The organism is Amycolatopsis sp. NPDC003861 (assembly GCF_053605405.1).
Window position 1 is genome coordinate 1 of record NZ_JBSGJD010000246.1, and the last position, 14,397, is coordinate 14,397.

The window sequence follows — 14,397 nt, forward strand, 5'->3', positions numbered from 1 at the left end:
CCCCGCTCGGCCGCGGCGGGCCGCCCGGTCAGCCCGCGCCGCGGCACCAGCGCCAGCCCGGCCCGCTGGCGGGGGACGAACCGGACCCGGTCGCGGGCCGCGCCCGTGCCGATCAGCGCCGTCAGCTCCGCGGTGAGCAGGTCGTCGGCCACGGCGTCGTACACCGCCAGCTCGCCGGTGCTGGTGATCGGGACGACGCCGGGCAGCGGGGTGCGCGGCGCGCGCAGGCCCAGCGGCAGCCCGTAGCGCACGACTTCGCCGCCGGTGCGTGCCTCGGCCACAGTGAGCAGGCCGGCGGGACCGCCCCAGGCGAGCTGGTCGGTGAACCGGCCGAGCACCCGGAGCCGGACCCGGTCCACCCGGTGGCCGGCCCAGGGCTGCTCCGGCAGCCAGGTGCGCAGGGCGAGCTCGGTGTCGCCGAGCAGGGCGCCGAGGCGGTCGTCGAGGGCGGCGGTCATCAGCGTCCCCTTTCGTCGTGCAGCGAGAACCAGAAGAACCCGTGCCGGGGCAGCACCAACGAGTACGGCTCGGCGCCGATCAGCGGGAAGCGGACCGAACCGGTCAGTTCCACCGGCCGCCGGCCGGCGAACTCGGTCAGCTCCAGCGCGGCCGGCTGCGGGTGCCGGGACAGGTTGTTGACGCACAGCAGCACGTCGTCGGCGCCGTCGCCGACGTGGCGGCGGAGGAACGCCAGCACCGCCGGGTTGCCGGCGTGCAGGTCGCTGTATTCGCCGAGACCGAACGCGGGGTGCGCGCGGCGCACCTCGAGCATCCGGCGGGTCCAGTGCAGCAGCGACGCCTCCCCCGCCAGCTGGGACTCGACGTTGACCGCCTGGTAGCCGTACACCGGGTCGGCGATCACCGGCAGGTACACCCGGTTCGGGTCGCACGCGGAGAACCCGGCGCTGCGGTCCGGGCTCCACTGCATCGGCGTGCGGACGCCGTCGCGGTCGCCGAGCCAGATGTTGTCGCCCATCCCGATTTCGTCGCCGTAGTAGAGCACCGGCGAGCCGGGCAGCGACAGCAGCAGCGCGGTGAACAGCTCCTGGCGGTCGCGGTCGTTGTCCAGCAGCGGGGCCAGCCGGCGGCAGATGCCGATGTTGGCCTTCATCCGCGGGTCCTTGGCGTACTCCGCGTACATGTAGTCGCGTTCCTCGTCGGTGACCATCTCCAGGGTCAGTTCGTCGTGGTTGCGCAGGAAGATCCCCCACTGGCAGCCGGACGGGATCTTCGGCGTGTGCGCGAGCATCTCCGAGATCGGGAACCGCGATTCCCGCCGCACCGCCATGAAGATCCGCGGCATCAGCGGGAAGTGGAACGCCATGTGGCACTCGTCGCCGCCGGCGGCCGGATCGCCGAAGTAGTCGACGACGTCGGCCGGCCACTGGTTGGCCTCGGCCAGCAGCACCCGCCCGGGGAACTCCTCGTCGACCACGCGCCGGACGCGCTTGAGGAACTGGTGGGTCTCGGGCAGGTTTTCGCAGCTGGTGCCCTCCCGTTCGAACAGGTACGGCACCGCGTCCATCCGGAAGCCGTCGATGCCGAGGTCGAGCCAGAACCGCACGACGTCGAGCATCGCGTCGGCCACCGCGGGGTTGTCGTAGTTGAGGTCGGGCTGGTGGGAGAAGAACCGGTGCCAGTAGAACTGCCCGCGCACCGGGTCGAACGTCCAGTTCGACGTCTCGGTGTCGACGAAGATGATCCGGGCGTCGCGGTAGCGGGAGTCGTCGTCGCTCCACACGTAGAAGTCGCCGAAGGGGCCGTCCGGGTCGCGGCGGGACTCCTGGAACCACGGGTGCGCGTCGGAGGTGTGGTTCATCACGAGGTCGGTGATGATCCGCAGGCCGTGCCGGTGCGCTTCGTCGAGCAGCTCGACGAAGTCCTCGACGGTCCCGCCTTCCGGCTGCACACCGCGGAAGTCGCTGATGTCGTAGCCGCCGTCGCGCATCGGCGAGCTGTAGAACGGCGGCAGCCAGAGGCAGTCGACGCCGAGCCACTGCAGGTAGTCGAGCTTGCCGAGCAGCCCGCGCAGGTCGCCGACACCGTCGCCGTCGGAGTCGCTGAACGCGCGCACGAGCACCTCGTAGAACACCGCCCGCTTGAACCAGCCGGGATCGGCGCGCACCGGCGGGATCATGCCGGGCCGACCGAGCCGATGTGCGCCACCGACCGGTGCGGGTCGAGCTTCACGTAGGCGTCGCGGCCCCACTCGAAGATCTCGCCGCTGACCTCGTCGTGCACGGTGTAGCGGTGGTCCGGCGCCAGTCCCAGCGCGGCGAAGTCCCAGTGCACGGTGCCCTCCTGGGTGTGGCAGTGGTCGAGGGTGACCACGCAGAGCACGGTGTCCCCGCTCGCCGGGTCGGTCTTCGAGTAGGCGATGAGGTGGTCGTTGTCGACGTGGTGGAAGCGCAGGGTGCGCAGCTGCTGCAACGCCGGGTGCGCGCGGCGGATCTCGTTGAGCCGGGCGAGCCACGGCTGCAGCGAACGCCCCTCGGCGAGCGCGGCGGCGTAGTCCCGCGGCCGCAGCTCGTACTTCTCCGAGTCGCGGTACTCCTCCGCGCCGAGTGCCTCGTGTTCGTAGAGCTCGAAACCCGAGTAGACGCCCCAGGTCGGCGCCAGGGTCGCGGCGAGCGCGGCCCGCGCGGCGAACGCGGCCGGGTTCCCGCTCTGCAGCTCCGCCGGCAGGATGTCCGGGGTGGTGACGAACAGGTTGGGCCGGGCTTCGTCGGCGTGCTCGACCAGCTCGCGGCCGAAGTCGGTCAGCTCGGCTTTCGTGGTGCGCCAGGTGAAGTAGGTGTAGGACTGGCTGAAGCCCAGCCGCGCGAGGCCGTACAGCCGGGCCGGGCGGGTGAACGCCTCGGCGAGGAACAGGACGTCCGGGTGCGTCTCCTGGACGTCGCGGATCAGCCGGTGCCAGAACGCGGGCGGCTTCGTGTGCGGGTTGTCGACGCGGAAGATCCGCACGCCGTGCCGCACCCAGAGCTCGACGATCCGGCGCACCTCCGCGTAGAGGCCCTCGGGATCCTGGTCGAAGTTCAGCGGCAGAATGTCCTCATACCGCTTCGGCGGGTTCTCCGCGCAGGCGATCGTGCCGTCCGGGAGGGCGCTGAACCACTGCGGGTGCGCGTGCACCCACGGGTGGTCCGGCGCGCACTGCAGGGCCAGGTCGAGGGCGACCTCCAGGCCGAGGTCCCGGGCCCGCGCGACGAAGGCGTCGAAGTCGGCGAAGGTGCCGAGCCGGGGTTCGATGGCGTCGTGCCCGCCCTCGGCCGAGCCGATCGCCCACGGCGAGCCGACGTCGCCGTCCGCGCCGGTCACGGAGTTGTTGCGGCCCTTGCGGTGCACCGTGCCGATCGGGTGCACCGGCGGCAGGTAGACGACGTCGAAGCCCATCGAGGCGATCCGGTCCAGCTGCGCGGTCGCGGTGGCGAAGGTGCCGTGCACCGGGCGGCCGGTGCTGTCCGTCCCGCCGGTCGAGCGCGGGAAGAACTCGTACCAGGCGCCGTAGCCGCCGCGCACGCGGTCGACGCGCAGCTGGCAGACCCGGCCGCGGGTGCAGAGCTCTCGCACGGGGTGTTCGCGCATCACCGGCAGCACGTACTCCGACAGCGCGGCCGAAAGCCGTTCGCGCACCAGCAGGTCCCGGTTCCGCAACGCAGTGGCCGCGTCGAGCAGCGCCTCCCGTTCGGCACGGCGGTCGGGCCGGTAGGCGACGCGTTCGAGCAGCCGCGCGCCGATCTCGAAGTCGTTGGCCAGCTCGGGCGCGCCGAGCCCGGCGGCGGCCTTGGCCCGCACGGACCGTTCCCACGCGGTCCACGGCTCGCTCCAGGCGTCGATCCGGAAGGTCCAGACCCCGGGTTCGTCGGGGACGACGACCGCCGCGAAGCCGTCCCCGCCGTCGGGCTCCAGCCGGGTCCGCCGGGTGGACCCGTCCGGCCACCGCAGCACCACCGCGGCGGCGACCGCCTCGGCGCCTTCGGCCCACACGGTGGCCGACACCCGCACGGCCTCGCCGACCACGGCCTTGGCCGGATGTTCCGCCGTCCCCACCGTGGGGCGGACGTCCTCGATCACGATGCGCCCGACCACCGCGCTCACCTCCCGCGCCGATACCGCTTCCGGTCTTCAGCGTGACAAGAGCGGTGCCGGCCAAGGGAAAACCCGCGTCGACTTTGGAAACTCGACGCAGTCGGCGCAGGGGTGGATCAGGGCGCGCGCAGGGCGTACCGACGTTCCGCATAGGCCAGGTCGTCCCGCCAGAGGCGGGCGGCGGCCCGGCGCATGAGGGGCCGCAAAACCGGCGCAAACCGTGCAGCGTGGGCGAAACCCGGCCGTTCGGACGCCGCGATCGTCGCCTCGATCACGGCCGTTTCCGGGCGGCCGTCCGGGCCGGGGCCGAGCGGGGTGGCGTGCGTTTCCACGACGCTGCCGACCCCCTCACCGTCCACAATGGTCATCAGGACGGTGCGCGGGCCGGGGCAGGTGAACTCGGCGACCACCGGGACGCCGATCTTCCCGGCCAGGCGGAACGTCACCTCGACGACGAACCGGTCGTCCTCCTCGGCGACGTCGACACCCTGCGGGGCGGACAGCACGCGCAGCCGCGCGAACGAGTACGGGTGGAACCAGGCGCCGTGCCACGGGTCGAGGCGGTTGGCCACGACGTCTTCCGGCTCGCAAACGCCGGTGAGCGTCGCGACGGCGTCCACCGTCGTCCCGTCCGGACGGACCGGCACCGGCGGGCGCTCGGTGGGTTCCTCACCGCCGAACCGGTCGAGCCGGACCCACGCGAGCACGCCGTCGTCGAAGGCGGGGAGGGCCGTCCACCCGGGACGGTCCGCGCCGACGCGCAACCCGTGCCAGCGGCAGACCAGCTCGCCGCAGTGCACCCGCGCCTGCTCCAGCGGGGCGCCGAGGTGGGGGCACGCGCCGGGGCCGACGAGCAGGCCGCCGTCGGGCCCGCGCCAGGCGACCAGTTCGCGGCCGGCCACCCGCACCCCGAACGGCCGGTCGGCGCGCACCTCGCGGGCGGCCGCGAAGACGAACCAGTTGCCGGACGGCCGCGTGCCCGCACGCTTGACGGCGGCTTCGATGAGCGCGGGACTGCACTCCCGGTAGGTGGGTTCCTGCCGCGCCCAGGCCGGTTCCCGGAACGGCCGCACCGGCCACCGCGCCGGCCAGCGCTCGATCACCTGCCGTTTGAAGTCCACCTGACACACTCCCACCCGAACACGACCGGCCGAGAGGACCGGCTCGCGAGCCATCCTCAGCCATGTGAAGCGATTGCGCAACGCTTCCGGGCCGCAGCCGAGGTCCCGCCGCGAGGGTTCACACGCGGGCGGGACAAGGCCACGCAGTTCAGGTGTACCCGCGGGGTCGCGAAGGGAACCCACGCGCCCGGCCACCACGCCGAGCGGCCCTACGCCTTCAGCCGCTCCGCCGCCACCTCGACCGCCCCGGCCAGATCGTTCACCCACCCGACGTCCCGGCCGGCGAGATTCGCCCACCCCGGCCCCGCCAGCACCACGTCGACCCCGCGGCCGCGCAGCCGGCGGGCCAGGGCGTCGTCGATGGTGCCCGCCGACATCGACCACAGGAACACCGCGGCCGGGTCGAGTTTGGCCGTGATGGCCGCCGTCGTCTCGGCCGGGACCAGCTGGCCGAGGTACACCGCCGGGATGCCGATCTCCACCAGGGCCGCCCGCAGCACCTCCATCGGCAGGCTGTGCCGCTCGTCCGGGCAGCACGCCAGGACCACCGCCCGGCCGGGCGGGATGTTCGCGAACCGGGCGCTGTAGCGCTGGAGCGCCAACGAGATCTCGCCGGTCAGCGCCCATTCGGACTCGAAGCAGACGTCGCCGCGCAGCCAGCGGCCGCCCAGGTGCGCCAGCACCGGCACGAGCACGTCCGTCCAGGCCCGCGAGGGGCCCAGCGCGTCGAGCAGCTCGTCCAGCAACGCCGCCAGCGCCGCGAAATCAAGACCCTCCGCGGCGCCCTCCAGCTCCTCGATGCGCCGGCCGGCCGGGACGTCCGGCAGCGCGTCGGGCAGACCCGAGAAGACCGCCGCGGCGGCCTCGCGGGCGCGCAGGCCCCGGTCGATGAGCCGCTGCATGTGCTGCAGGCGGCGGACGTCGGCGTCGGAGTAGCGCCGGTGGCGCCCGTCGTCGCGCAGCGAGGGACCCACCCCGTAACGCGCGGCCCAGGTGCGCAGCGTCACCGGCGAGACGCCGAGCAGCTCGGCGACCTTGCCGGGCGTCCACGAACCCCGGCCACTCACCGCATCGACGTCCATCAACACCACGTCCTGCCAGCCGAACCCCCGGATCGAAGTTTATCCGGCACGCATCCGGCGACACCCGGGGTGGAGACCCGGGCGCCGCCGGATGCCGGACCCGCGCCGAGGGGAGGACGGCGGGCCCCGCGGGGTGGCGTGTGGTAACACCACCCCGTCCACAGGAAAGTCGCTTCGATGCGGCAGCGATCGGTTCGGGCCGCCGCTGCGTTTTCACCCGTTCAAGTGGACAAGCTACACCCCATATGCAACGGTTGCGAATCGAATAGCCTGAACGTGGGAGGGCGGCGCATGACCGCGACGATGACGCCGGCCGACCGGCTGGACGCCTGGGGCCGGCGTTGCCTGGCCGAGGCGCACGGGTTCGTGACCGAACGGGCGGCCGAGCACTTCGCCGGGCGCAGCGAGGGAGCGCTCGCGGCCACGGCGGTGCCCGAGTTCGTCGCGGGCGGGAAGTGCCTCCGGCCGCTGTTCGCCTACGTGGGCTGGCGGTGCGGGCAGCCGGACTCCGACGCCGCGGTCCGGGCGGCCGCGGCGCTCGAGCTGCTGCACTGCTTCGCCCTGGTCCAGGACGACGTGATGGACGGTTCCGCACTCCGCCGGGGCCGGCCCGCCCTGCACGTCCGGTTCGCCCGGTGGCACGAGGAGCAAGGCTGGGCCGGCTCGGCCGCCCGGTTCGGCGAATCCGTCGCGACGCTGTTCGGCGACCTTTTCCTGGTCTGGTCGGAGCAGCTCCTGCGCGAGAGCGGGCTGGACCCCGCACACCTGGCCCGGGCCTGGCCGCACTACGACGCGATGCGCGCCGAGCTGGCCGTCGGCCAGCTCGCCGACCTGGTCAACGACGCCCGCGCGCTGCCCAGCTGGGACACCCTGCTCGACGTCCTGCGCCGCAAATCCGGCAACTACACCGTGCGGCGGCCGCTGGAATTCGGCGCGGCACTGGCCGGCTGCGGCCCGGAGCTCACCGCCGGGCTGTCGGAGTTCGGCGGCCTGGTCGGCGAGGCGTTCCAGCTGCGCGACGACCTGCTCGGCGTGTTCGGCGAACCGGCCGTCACCGGCAAGCCCGCCGGGCAGGACCTGCGCGACCGCAAAGCCTCCAGCGTCGTCGTGCTCGCCGCGGCGATGGCCGGCCGGCGCCACCAGGCCGAACTCGCCGAACTGCTCGACCTCCCGGTGATCGACGACGAAGCGGTCGAACGCTGGCGGGACCTGATCGTGGCCACCGGCGCCCGGGACCGCCTGGGCGAACTGATCCGCGAACGAGCCGACAAGGCCCTGGTCGCGATCGACCCCGCGGTCGTCCCGCAACCGGCCGCCGACCTGCTCGCCGCGCTCGCGATCCGCTGCACGGACCGCGTCCGATGAAGACCGTGCCCGGACCGGCGGACCGCGTCGTCGTCGTGGGGGCCGGGCTGGCCGGCCTGGCCGCGGCCCTGCACCTGGCCGGCCGCGGCCGCGAGGTCACCGTCCTCGAGCGCGACCCGGGCCCGGGCGGCCGCGCGGGCCGCGTCGAGCGCGCCGGCTACCTGCTCGACACCGGCCCGACCGTGCTGACCATGCCGTCGATCCTGCGGGACACCTTCGCCGCGGTCGGCGCCCAGCTCACCGAGGAACTGCCGCTGACCCGCCTCGACCCGGCGTACGTGGCGCAGTTCGCCGACGGCAGCACGCTGCCCGTGCACTCCGACGCGGACGCGATGACCGAGGCCGTCCGCGAGTTCGCCGGCCCGGCCGAAGCCGCGGGCTACACCCGCCTGCGCGCCTGGCTGACGCAGCTGTACCGCACGGAGTTCGGCCGGTTCGTCGACGCGAACATCGACTCCCCGCTCGGCATGCTCCGCCCGGAACTGGCCCGGCTGGTGGCCCTGGGCGGGTTCGGGCGGCTGGACAACCGGGTCGGGCGGTTCCTCTCCGACGAACGGCTCAAGCGCGTGTTCACCTTCCAGGCGCTCTACGCGGGCGAGTCCCCGATGCGGGCCCTGGCGCTGTACGCGGTGATCTCGTACATGGACACCGTCGGCGGGGTGTACTTCCCCACTGGCGGGATCGCCGCCCTGCCGCGGGCGCTGGCCCGGGTCGCGGCCGACGCCGGGGTCAAGTTCGAGTACGGCGACACCGTGGCCGACCTCGAACGCCGGGGCCGCCGCGTCACCGCCGTCCGGACCGCCTCGGGGAGCCGATACCCCTGCGACGCCGTCGTCCTCACCACCGAGCTGCCCGAGAGCTACCGGCTGCTCGGCCGGCACCCGCGGCGGCCGGTGCCGCTGCGGGCCGCGCCGTCGGCGCTCGTGGTGCACGCCGGCGGCCCCTCGGCGCACCCGGACGTCGCCCACCACACGATCTCCTTCGGGCACGGGTGGCGGTCGACGTTCGACGAGCTGATCACGCAGGGACGGCGGATGAGCGACCCGTCGCTGTTGATCACCCGGCCCACCGCGGCCGATCCCGGGCTCGCGCCGCCCGGCCGCCAGCTCTACTCCGTGCTCGCGCCGGTGCCCAACCTCGACCGCGGCCCGGCGGACTGGGCGGCCGGCACCGGCGCCTACGCCGAGGAGGTCCTCGACGTCGCCCGGGCCCGGTTGCTGCCCGGCTTCGAACCGGAGTTCACGCACGTCCTGGGCCCGGCCGAGTGGGCCGAGCGCGGGCTGGTCGCCGGGACGCCGTTCAGCTACGCGCACTCCTTCGCCCAGACCGGCCCGTTCCGGCCGCGGAACCTCCCGCGCGGGACGGACAACGCCGTGCTGGCCGGCGGCGCCACCGTGCCGGGCGTCGGGGTGCCGACCGTGCTCATCTCCGGCAGACTGGCCGCCGACCGGATCACCGGAGGGACTCGATGACCCGACGTGAACTCGACGCCGCCGGCATCCGCGCACCGGGCCTGCGCTCGGCCTACACGTGGTGCCGCGAACTCAACGCCCGCCACGGCCGCACGTACTTCCTCGCGACGCGGCTGCTGACCCCGGCCCAGCGGCCGGCCATCCACGCGCTCTACGGCTTCGCCCGCTGGCTCGACGACATCGTCGACGAGCCGGCCGCGGACGCCACCCCCGCCTCGCTCGACACCCGCCTGCGGGAGGTCGAAAAGCGCTTCCTCGCCGACCTCGACGCCGGCGCGAGCGACGACCCGCTGCTCACCGCAGTGATCGACACGGCGGCCCGCTACACCCTCGCCAAGGCGTACTTCGAAGCGTTCTTCACCTCGATGCGGATGGACCTCACCGTCACCGGCTACGCCACCCGCGCCCAGCTCGACACCTACGTGCACGGCTCGGCCGAGGTGATCGGGCTGCAGGTTTTGCCGGTGCTGGGCACCGTCGCCCCGCGCGAAGAAGCCGAGCCGCGGGCCGCCGCGCTCGGGAAAGCCTTCCAGCTCACCAACTTCCTGCGCGACGTCGCCGAGGACCTGGAGCGCGGCCGCGTCTACCTGCCGGCCGACGAGCTGGCCGCGGACGGCGTCGACCGCGACCGGCTGACCTGGTGCGCCCGGCAGGGGCGGGCCGACCAGCCGGTCCGGACCGCGATCCGGAACCAGATCGCCCTCACGCGCGAGGTGTACGCCCAGGCCCGGCCCGGGATCGCCATGCTGCACCCGGTTTCCCGCCCGTGCGTGGCCACGGCCGCGACCCTGTACGGCCGGATCCTCGACCGCATCGAGGCCGCCGGCCACGACGTCTTCGCCGGGCGGGCGGCGGTGTCCCGGGGGCAGCGGCTGCTGGTCGCGTGCGGGGCGGTCGCGCGGACGCAGTGGGCGCGGGTCCGGCACCCGGCGCCGGCGCTCCCGGTGGCGGTGGGCTGAGGTGGGCCAGCTCGAATACCTCGTCGTGCTGGCGGCCTGCGTCCTGGTGACGCTGCCGCTGGAGCTCGCCGGAGCGCGCGTGTACCGGCAGCCGCGGCGGCTGGTCCGCACGGTGCTGCCGGTGGCGCTGGTGTTCCTCGTCTGGGACGCGCTGGCGATCGCGGGCCGCGTCTGGGACTACGCGCCGGGCCGCGTCACCGGGATCCGCGCACCGTTCGCCGTGCCGCTGGAGGAGGTCCTGTTCTTCGTGGTGATCCCGATCTGCGGGCTGCTGACCTACGAGGCCGTCCAGCTCACCACGGTGTTCGTGCGGCGGCTCGCGAAGAAGGAGGCGCGCCGGTGATCCCCTGGGGCTACACCGTGCCCGCGGTCGCCGCGGTGGCCGTCGTCGTGCTGCTCGAGGTCTTCGTGCTGCGCACGGGCCTGTTCCGCCGTCCGGCCTACTGGATCGCGATGGCCATCGTGACCGCCTTCCAGATCCCGGTGGACGGCTGGCTGACCAAACTGTCCGACCCGATCGTCCGTTACTCCCCCGAGCACATCACCGGCTGGCGCTTCCCCTGGGACATCCCGGTCGAGGACTTCCTCTTCGGCTTCGCGCTGGTGACCGCGGTGCTGCTGGTGTGGGAACGAACCGGCCCCCGCGAGGAGCGAGCATGAGCCAGCTGGCCAAGGACGGCCTCCCCCGCGGCACGGTGCCGTCGGCCTTCGACACCGAAGCGCGGTGGTACGACCGGCTGGTCGGCGCCAACCCGGGCTACCACGAACACCTCCGGCTCTCGGCCCGGCGGCTGGAGCTGCCCCGGGCCGGGGCGGGCCTGCGGCTGCTGGACGCCGGCTGCGGCACCGGCGCGTCGACGGCGGCGCTGCGGTCCATCGCACCCGGAGCGGAGATCACCGCCTTCGACGCCTCCGGGGAGATGCTGGCGCAGGCCCGGGCGAAGGACTGGCCGGGCAACGTCACCTTCGTGCACACGCCGGTCGAGGAGCTGGCCGGGATTTCCGGCCCGTTCGACGCGATCCTGGCGGCGTACCTGTTGCGCAACCTGACCGACCCGACCGCCCAGCTGCGGCGGCTGCGCGGGTTGCTGCGGCCCGGCGGGCGCATCGCGATCCACGAGTACTCCGTCCGGGACTCGCGGCGCGCCCGCTGGGTGTGGAACGCGGTCTGCGCGGGCGTGATCATCCCGCTCGGGAAGGTCACCACCGGGGACGCGACCCTCTACCGCCACCTGCGCCGCAGCGTCCTCGAGTTCGACGGGATCGCCGCGCTGGCCGGCCGGCTCACCGACGCCGGCTTCACCGACGTCCGCACCGGCACGATGCCGGGCTGGCAGCACGGCATCGTGCACACCGTCCTCGGCACCAACCCGCAGGAGCAGTCGTGACCCTCGGCACCGACCGCCGCATCGAGACCCGGCCGGCGCCGCCCGGCCTGCCCGACGCCGGGCGGCTCGGCCGGCGCCCGACCGCGGCGGTCGTCGGCGGCGGCATCGCGGGCCTCACCGCGGCCACCGGGCTGGCCGAGCGGGGCGTCACGGTGACGCTCTTCGAGCGCGACACCCACCTCGGCGGGCGCGTCGGCGGCTGGGCGGACCGGCTGCCGGACGGCACCGGCGTCACCATGAGCCGGGGCTTCCACGCCTTCTTCCGCCAGTACTACAACCTGCGCGCGCTGCTCAAGCGCACCGATCCCGGGCTCGACCGGCTGGCCCCGCTGGCCGACTACCCGCTCCTGGACGCCCAGGGCCGCACGGACACCTTCGCCGGGCTTCCCCGGACGCCGCCGTGGAACGCGCTGGCGTTCGCCTGGCGCAGCCCGACGTTCACCCCGCGGGACCTCGTGCGCCTCAACGGCCGCAACGCCCTGCCGCTGGCCACGGTGAGCGTCCCGGAGACCTACCACCGGCTCGACGACATCGACGCCGCGAGCTTCCTCGACGCGATCAACTTCCCCGAAGCGGCCAAGCACCTGGCGTTCGAGGTGTTCTCGCGCAGTTTCTTCGCCGACCCGCGCGAGCTGTCCGCGGCGGAGCTGGCGACCATGTTCCACCTGTACTTCCTGGGCTCCAGCGAAGGTCTGGTGTTCGACGTGCCGACCGAGCCGTTCCCGCAGGCGCTGTGGGATCCCCTGGCCGGCTACCTGGCCGACCGCGGGGTGACGATCCGGACCGGCACACCGGTGGCGTCCCTCGAACGCACGTCCGACGGCTTCGCCGTCACGACGGCCGAGGACACCGCGCAGTTCGACAGCGTCGTGCTCGCGTCTTCGGTGCGCGGGCTGCAGGCGATCGTCGGCTCGTCGCCCACGGTGGGGACACCGGAGTGGCGGGCGGCCGTGGCCGGGTTGCGCACGGCGCCGCCGTTCCTCGTCCGCCGGCTCTGGCTCGACCGGCCGGTCGACGCGGCCCGCCCGCCCTTCCTGGGCACCGGGAGCGTGCCGCCGCTGGACAACATCAGCCTGCTGGACCGCTACGAGGGCGAGGCCCGCCGCTGGGCGGCGCGCACCGGCGGCTCGGTTGTCGAGCTGCACGCGTACGCGGCCGCGACCGACGACCGCGAGACGCTGGTGAAGGCCGTGGACGACCGGCTGCACGCGATCTACCCCGAGACGCTGGGTGCGGGGGTGACGGCGTCGATTTCGCTGTGGCGCGAGGATTGCCCGCTGTTCGGCCTGGGCGACTTCGCGCGCCGCCCGACGGTCTCCACCCCGGACCCGGCGCTGGTCCTGGCCGGCGACGGCGTGCGGATCGACCTCCCGGTGGCGCTGATGGAACGCGCGGCGACGACCGGCTGGGCCGCGGCCACCACGCTGCTGCAGGGCTGGGGGCTCGCCGGGCACCCGCTGCGGTCGGTGCCCAACCGCGGCCGGATCGGCGTGCTCAACCGGCTCGCCGCGACGAAGTTCTTCAGCCGATGACCGCCGTCATCGTCGGCGCCGGGCTCGCCGGGCTGGCCGCCGCCGTCACGCTGCACCGGGCCGGCGTGCCGTGCACGGTGCTGGAGGCCTCGGACGACGTCGGCGGCCGGGTCCGCACCGACGTCGTCGACGGCTTCCGGCTGGACCGGGGCTTCCAGATCCTCAACCCGGCCTACCCGGCGATCCGGCGCCTGGTCGACGTCGACGCCCTGCAGCTGGGCCGGTTCTGGCGCGCGGTCCGGGTGGCCGACGACGACCGCGTCTCCCTGCTCGGCCACCCCCTCGACACGCCGAAGGCGTTGCGCGACATCGCGGCCCGGCGTTATCTGTCGGCGAAGGACCTGGCGGCGCTCGGCGCGCTGTCGGCCCGCGTCGCCGCCGGACCGGCCCAGGCGATCATCGACCGCGACGACCGCACGACGCTCGCCGAGCTGCGGCACGCGGGAGTGTCGGCGCGGGCGGTGGAGACGGTGTTCCGGCCGTTCCTCTCGGGCGTGTTCCTGGAGGGCGAGCTGGGCACGTCGGCCCGGTTCTTCCAGCTGGTGTGGCGCAGTTTCCTGCGCTCGGCCCCGTCGCTGCCGGCGCTGGGCATGGGCGAGCTCCCGAGGCAGCTGGCCCGCGGCCTGCCGACGTCGGCCGTCCACCTGGAGACACCGGTCGAGGAGGTCCGCCCGGGCGAGGTCCGCACCGCCGACGGCACGCGCTGGCCGGCCCGCGCGGTCGTCGTCGCGACCGACGGTTCCACGGCCGCGCGGCTCGCAGGGGTGGAGGAGCCGCGCTGGAACAGCGGGACGACGTGGTATTTCGCGCCCCCGCGGTCCCCGTTGCGCGAGCCGGTGATCGTGATCGACGCGCGCGGCGGGCCGGTGGTGAACACGAGCGTGGTGAGCGAGGTGTGCCGGACGTACGCACCGCCGGGGACGGCCCTGGTGAGCGCGTCGGCGTTGACGGCCCTCCCGGAGGCCGAGGTGCGGCGGGCGCTGGGCCGGATGTACCGCACGGACGCGACGCGCTGGCCGCTGGTGGCCCGCTACGAGATCGCCCACGGCCTGCCGTCGATGCCCCCGCCGCACGCGCTTCGGCGCGACGTCCGGCTGGGCGACGGGGTGTATGTGTGTGGTGACCACCGGGACACGAGCTCGCTGCAGGGGGCGCTGGCATCCGGCACCCGGGCGGCGCGGGCGGTGCTCACGGACCTGGGCCAGGCGGCGCGCCCGGGCCGCTGAACGGCGCCTCGCGCGGCCGCCGACGCGAGACCACCATCCGAACCGCGCCGGGTCAGGGGCGGCGATCCCGGGACAGAAACCCGCCGCGCACCAGCCCTGCCTCCGGCAGCCGGGCGGCGCGCGGTGCTCGCCGACCTCGGCCAGGCGGCGCGCCCGGGCCGCT

The 14,397-nt window shown here is 74.2% G+C and carries 13 protein-coding genes; 8 read left to right on the forward strand and 5 right to left on the reverse strand.

Annotated elements, in window-relative coordinates:
- The 5 genes from ACWEVN_RS39160 to ACWEVN_RS39180 form a co-directional block, all read right to left on the reverse strand.
- Nucleotides 1-458: maltokinase N-terminal cap-like domain-containing protein (locus tag ACWEVN_RS39160; RefSeq protein WP_452054647.1), on the reverse strand; the 458-nt coding region annotated here is incomplete at its 3' end.
- Nucleotides 458-2,137, reverse strand: coding sequence for a maltose alpha-D-glucosyltransferase (gene treS, locus ACWEVN_RS39165; RefSeq protein WP_452054648.1), 1,680 nt, complete (start codon nucleotides 2,135-2,137; stop codon nucleotides 458-460). The genes ACWEVN_RS39160 and treS, both read right to left, overlap by 1 nt.
- On the reverse strand, nucleotides 2,134-4,089 hold the full coding sequence (locus ACWEVN_RS39170) for a maltotransferase domain-containing protein (RefSeq protein ID WP_452054649.1): 1,956 nt from the start codon (nucleotides 4,087-4,089) through the stop codon (nucleotides 2,134-2,136). Before ACWEVN_RS39170 ends, treS begins: the two co-directional genes overlap by 4 nt.
- 116 nt (nucleotides 4,090-4,205) lie before the next feature.
- A complete protein-coding gene (locus tag ACWEVN_RS39175) occupies nucleotides 4,206-5,210 on the reverse strand; it encodes a DUF5914 domain-containing protein (RefSeq protein ID WP_452054650.1) in 1,005 nt (334 codons plus the stop codon).
- 209 nt (nucleotides 5,211-5,419) lie between these two features.
- Nucleotides 5,420-6,292, reverse strand: a complete 873-nt coding sequence (locus ACWEVN_RS39180; protein ID WP_452054651.1) for a MerR family transcriptional regulator — start codon at nucleotides 6,290-6,292, stop codon at nucleotides 5,420-5,422.
- Nucleotides 6,293-6,583: 291 nt separating this feature from the next.
- Here ACWEVN_RS39180 and ACWEVN_RS39185 point away from each other — a divergent pair, with 291 nt between their 5' ends.
- From ACWEVN_RS39185 to ACWEVN_RS39220, 8 genes are read left to right on the forward strand one after another with little or no spacing between them, the layout of a single operon-like run.
- A complete protein-coding gene (locus ACWEVN_RS39185; RefSeq protein ID WP_452054652.1) occupies nucleotides 6,584-7,657 on the forward strand; it encodes a polyprenyl synthetase family protein in 1,074 nt (357 codons plus the stop codon).
- A complete protein-coding gene (gene crtI, locus ACWEVN_RS39190; RefSeq protein ID WP_452054653.1) occupies nucleotides 7,654-9,129 on the forward strand; it encodes a phytoene desaturase family protein in 1,476 nt (491 codons plus the stop codon). The genes ACWEVN_RS39185 and crtI overlap by 4 nt, the downstream gene beginning before the upstream one ends.
- Nucleotides 9,126-10,088, forward strand: a complete 963-nt coding sequence (locus tag ACWEVN_RS39195; RefSeq protein WP_452054654.1) for a phytoene/squalene synthase family protein — start codon at nucleotides 9,126-9,128, stop codon at nucleotides 10,086-10,088. Before crtI ends, ACWEVN_RS39195 begins: the two co-directional genes overlap by 4 nt.
- 1 nt (nucleotide 10,089) lies before the next feature.
- Nucleotides 10,090-10,431 (forward strand): lycopene cyclase domain-containing protein, encoded by a 342-nt coding sequence (locus tag ACWEVN_RS39200; protein WP_310969907.1) that lies wholly within the window; start codon nucleotides 10,090-10,092, stop codon nucleotides 10,429-10,431.
- The gene (locus ACWEVN_RS39205; protein WP_310969906.1) at nucleotides 10,428-10,748 is read left to right on the forward strand and encodes a lycopene cyclase domain-containing protein; all 321 of its coding nucleotides are present in this window, start codon (nucleotides 10,428-10,430) and stop codon (nucleotides 10,746-10,748) included. The genes ACWEVN_RS39200 and ACWEVN_RS39205 overlap by 4 nt, the downstream gene beginning before the upstream one ends.
- Complete coding sequence (locus ACWEVN_RS39210) at nucleotides 10,745-11,476, forward strand: class I SAM-dependent methyltransferase (RefSeq protein WP_452054655.1); 732 nt, start codon at nucleotides 10,745-10,747, stop codon at nucleotides 11,474-11,476. The genes ACWEVN_RS39205 and ACWEVN_RS39210 overlap by 4 nt, the downstream gene beginning before the upstream one ends.
- On the forward strand, nucleotides 11,473-13,008 hold the full coding sequence (locus ACWEVN_RS39215; protein WP_452054656.1) for an FAD-dependent oxidoreductase: 1,536 nt from the start codon (nucleotides 11,473-11,475) through the stop codon (nucleotides 13,006-13,008). The genes ACWEVN_RS39210 and ACWEVN_RS39215 overlap by 4 nt, the downstream gene beginning before the upstream one ends.
- On the forward strand, nucleotides 13,005-14,234 hold the full coding sequence (locus ACWEVN_RS39220; RefSeq protein WP_452054657.1) for an NAD(P)/FAD-dependent oxidoreductase: 1,230 nt from the start codon (nucleotides 13,005-13,007) through the stop codon (nucleotides 14,232-14,234). Before ACWEVN_RS39215 ends, ACWEVN_RS39220 begins: the two co-directional genes overlap by 4 nt.
- Nucleotides 14,235-14,397 lie beyond the last annotated feature (163 nt).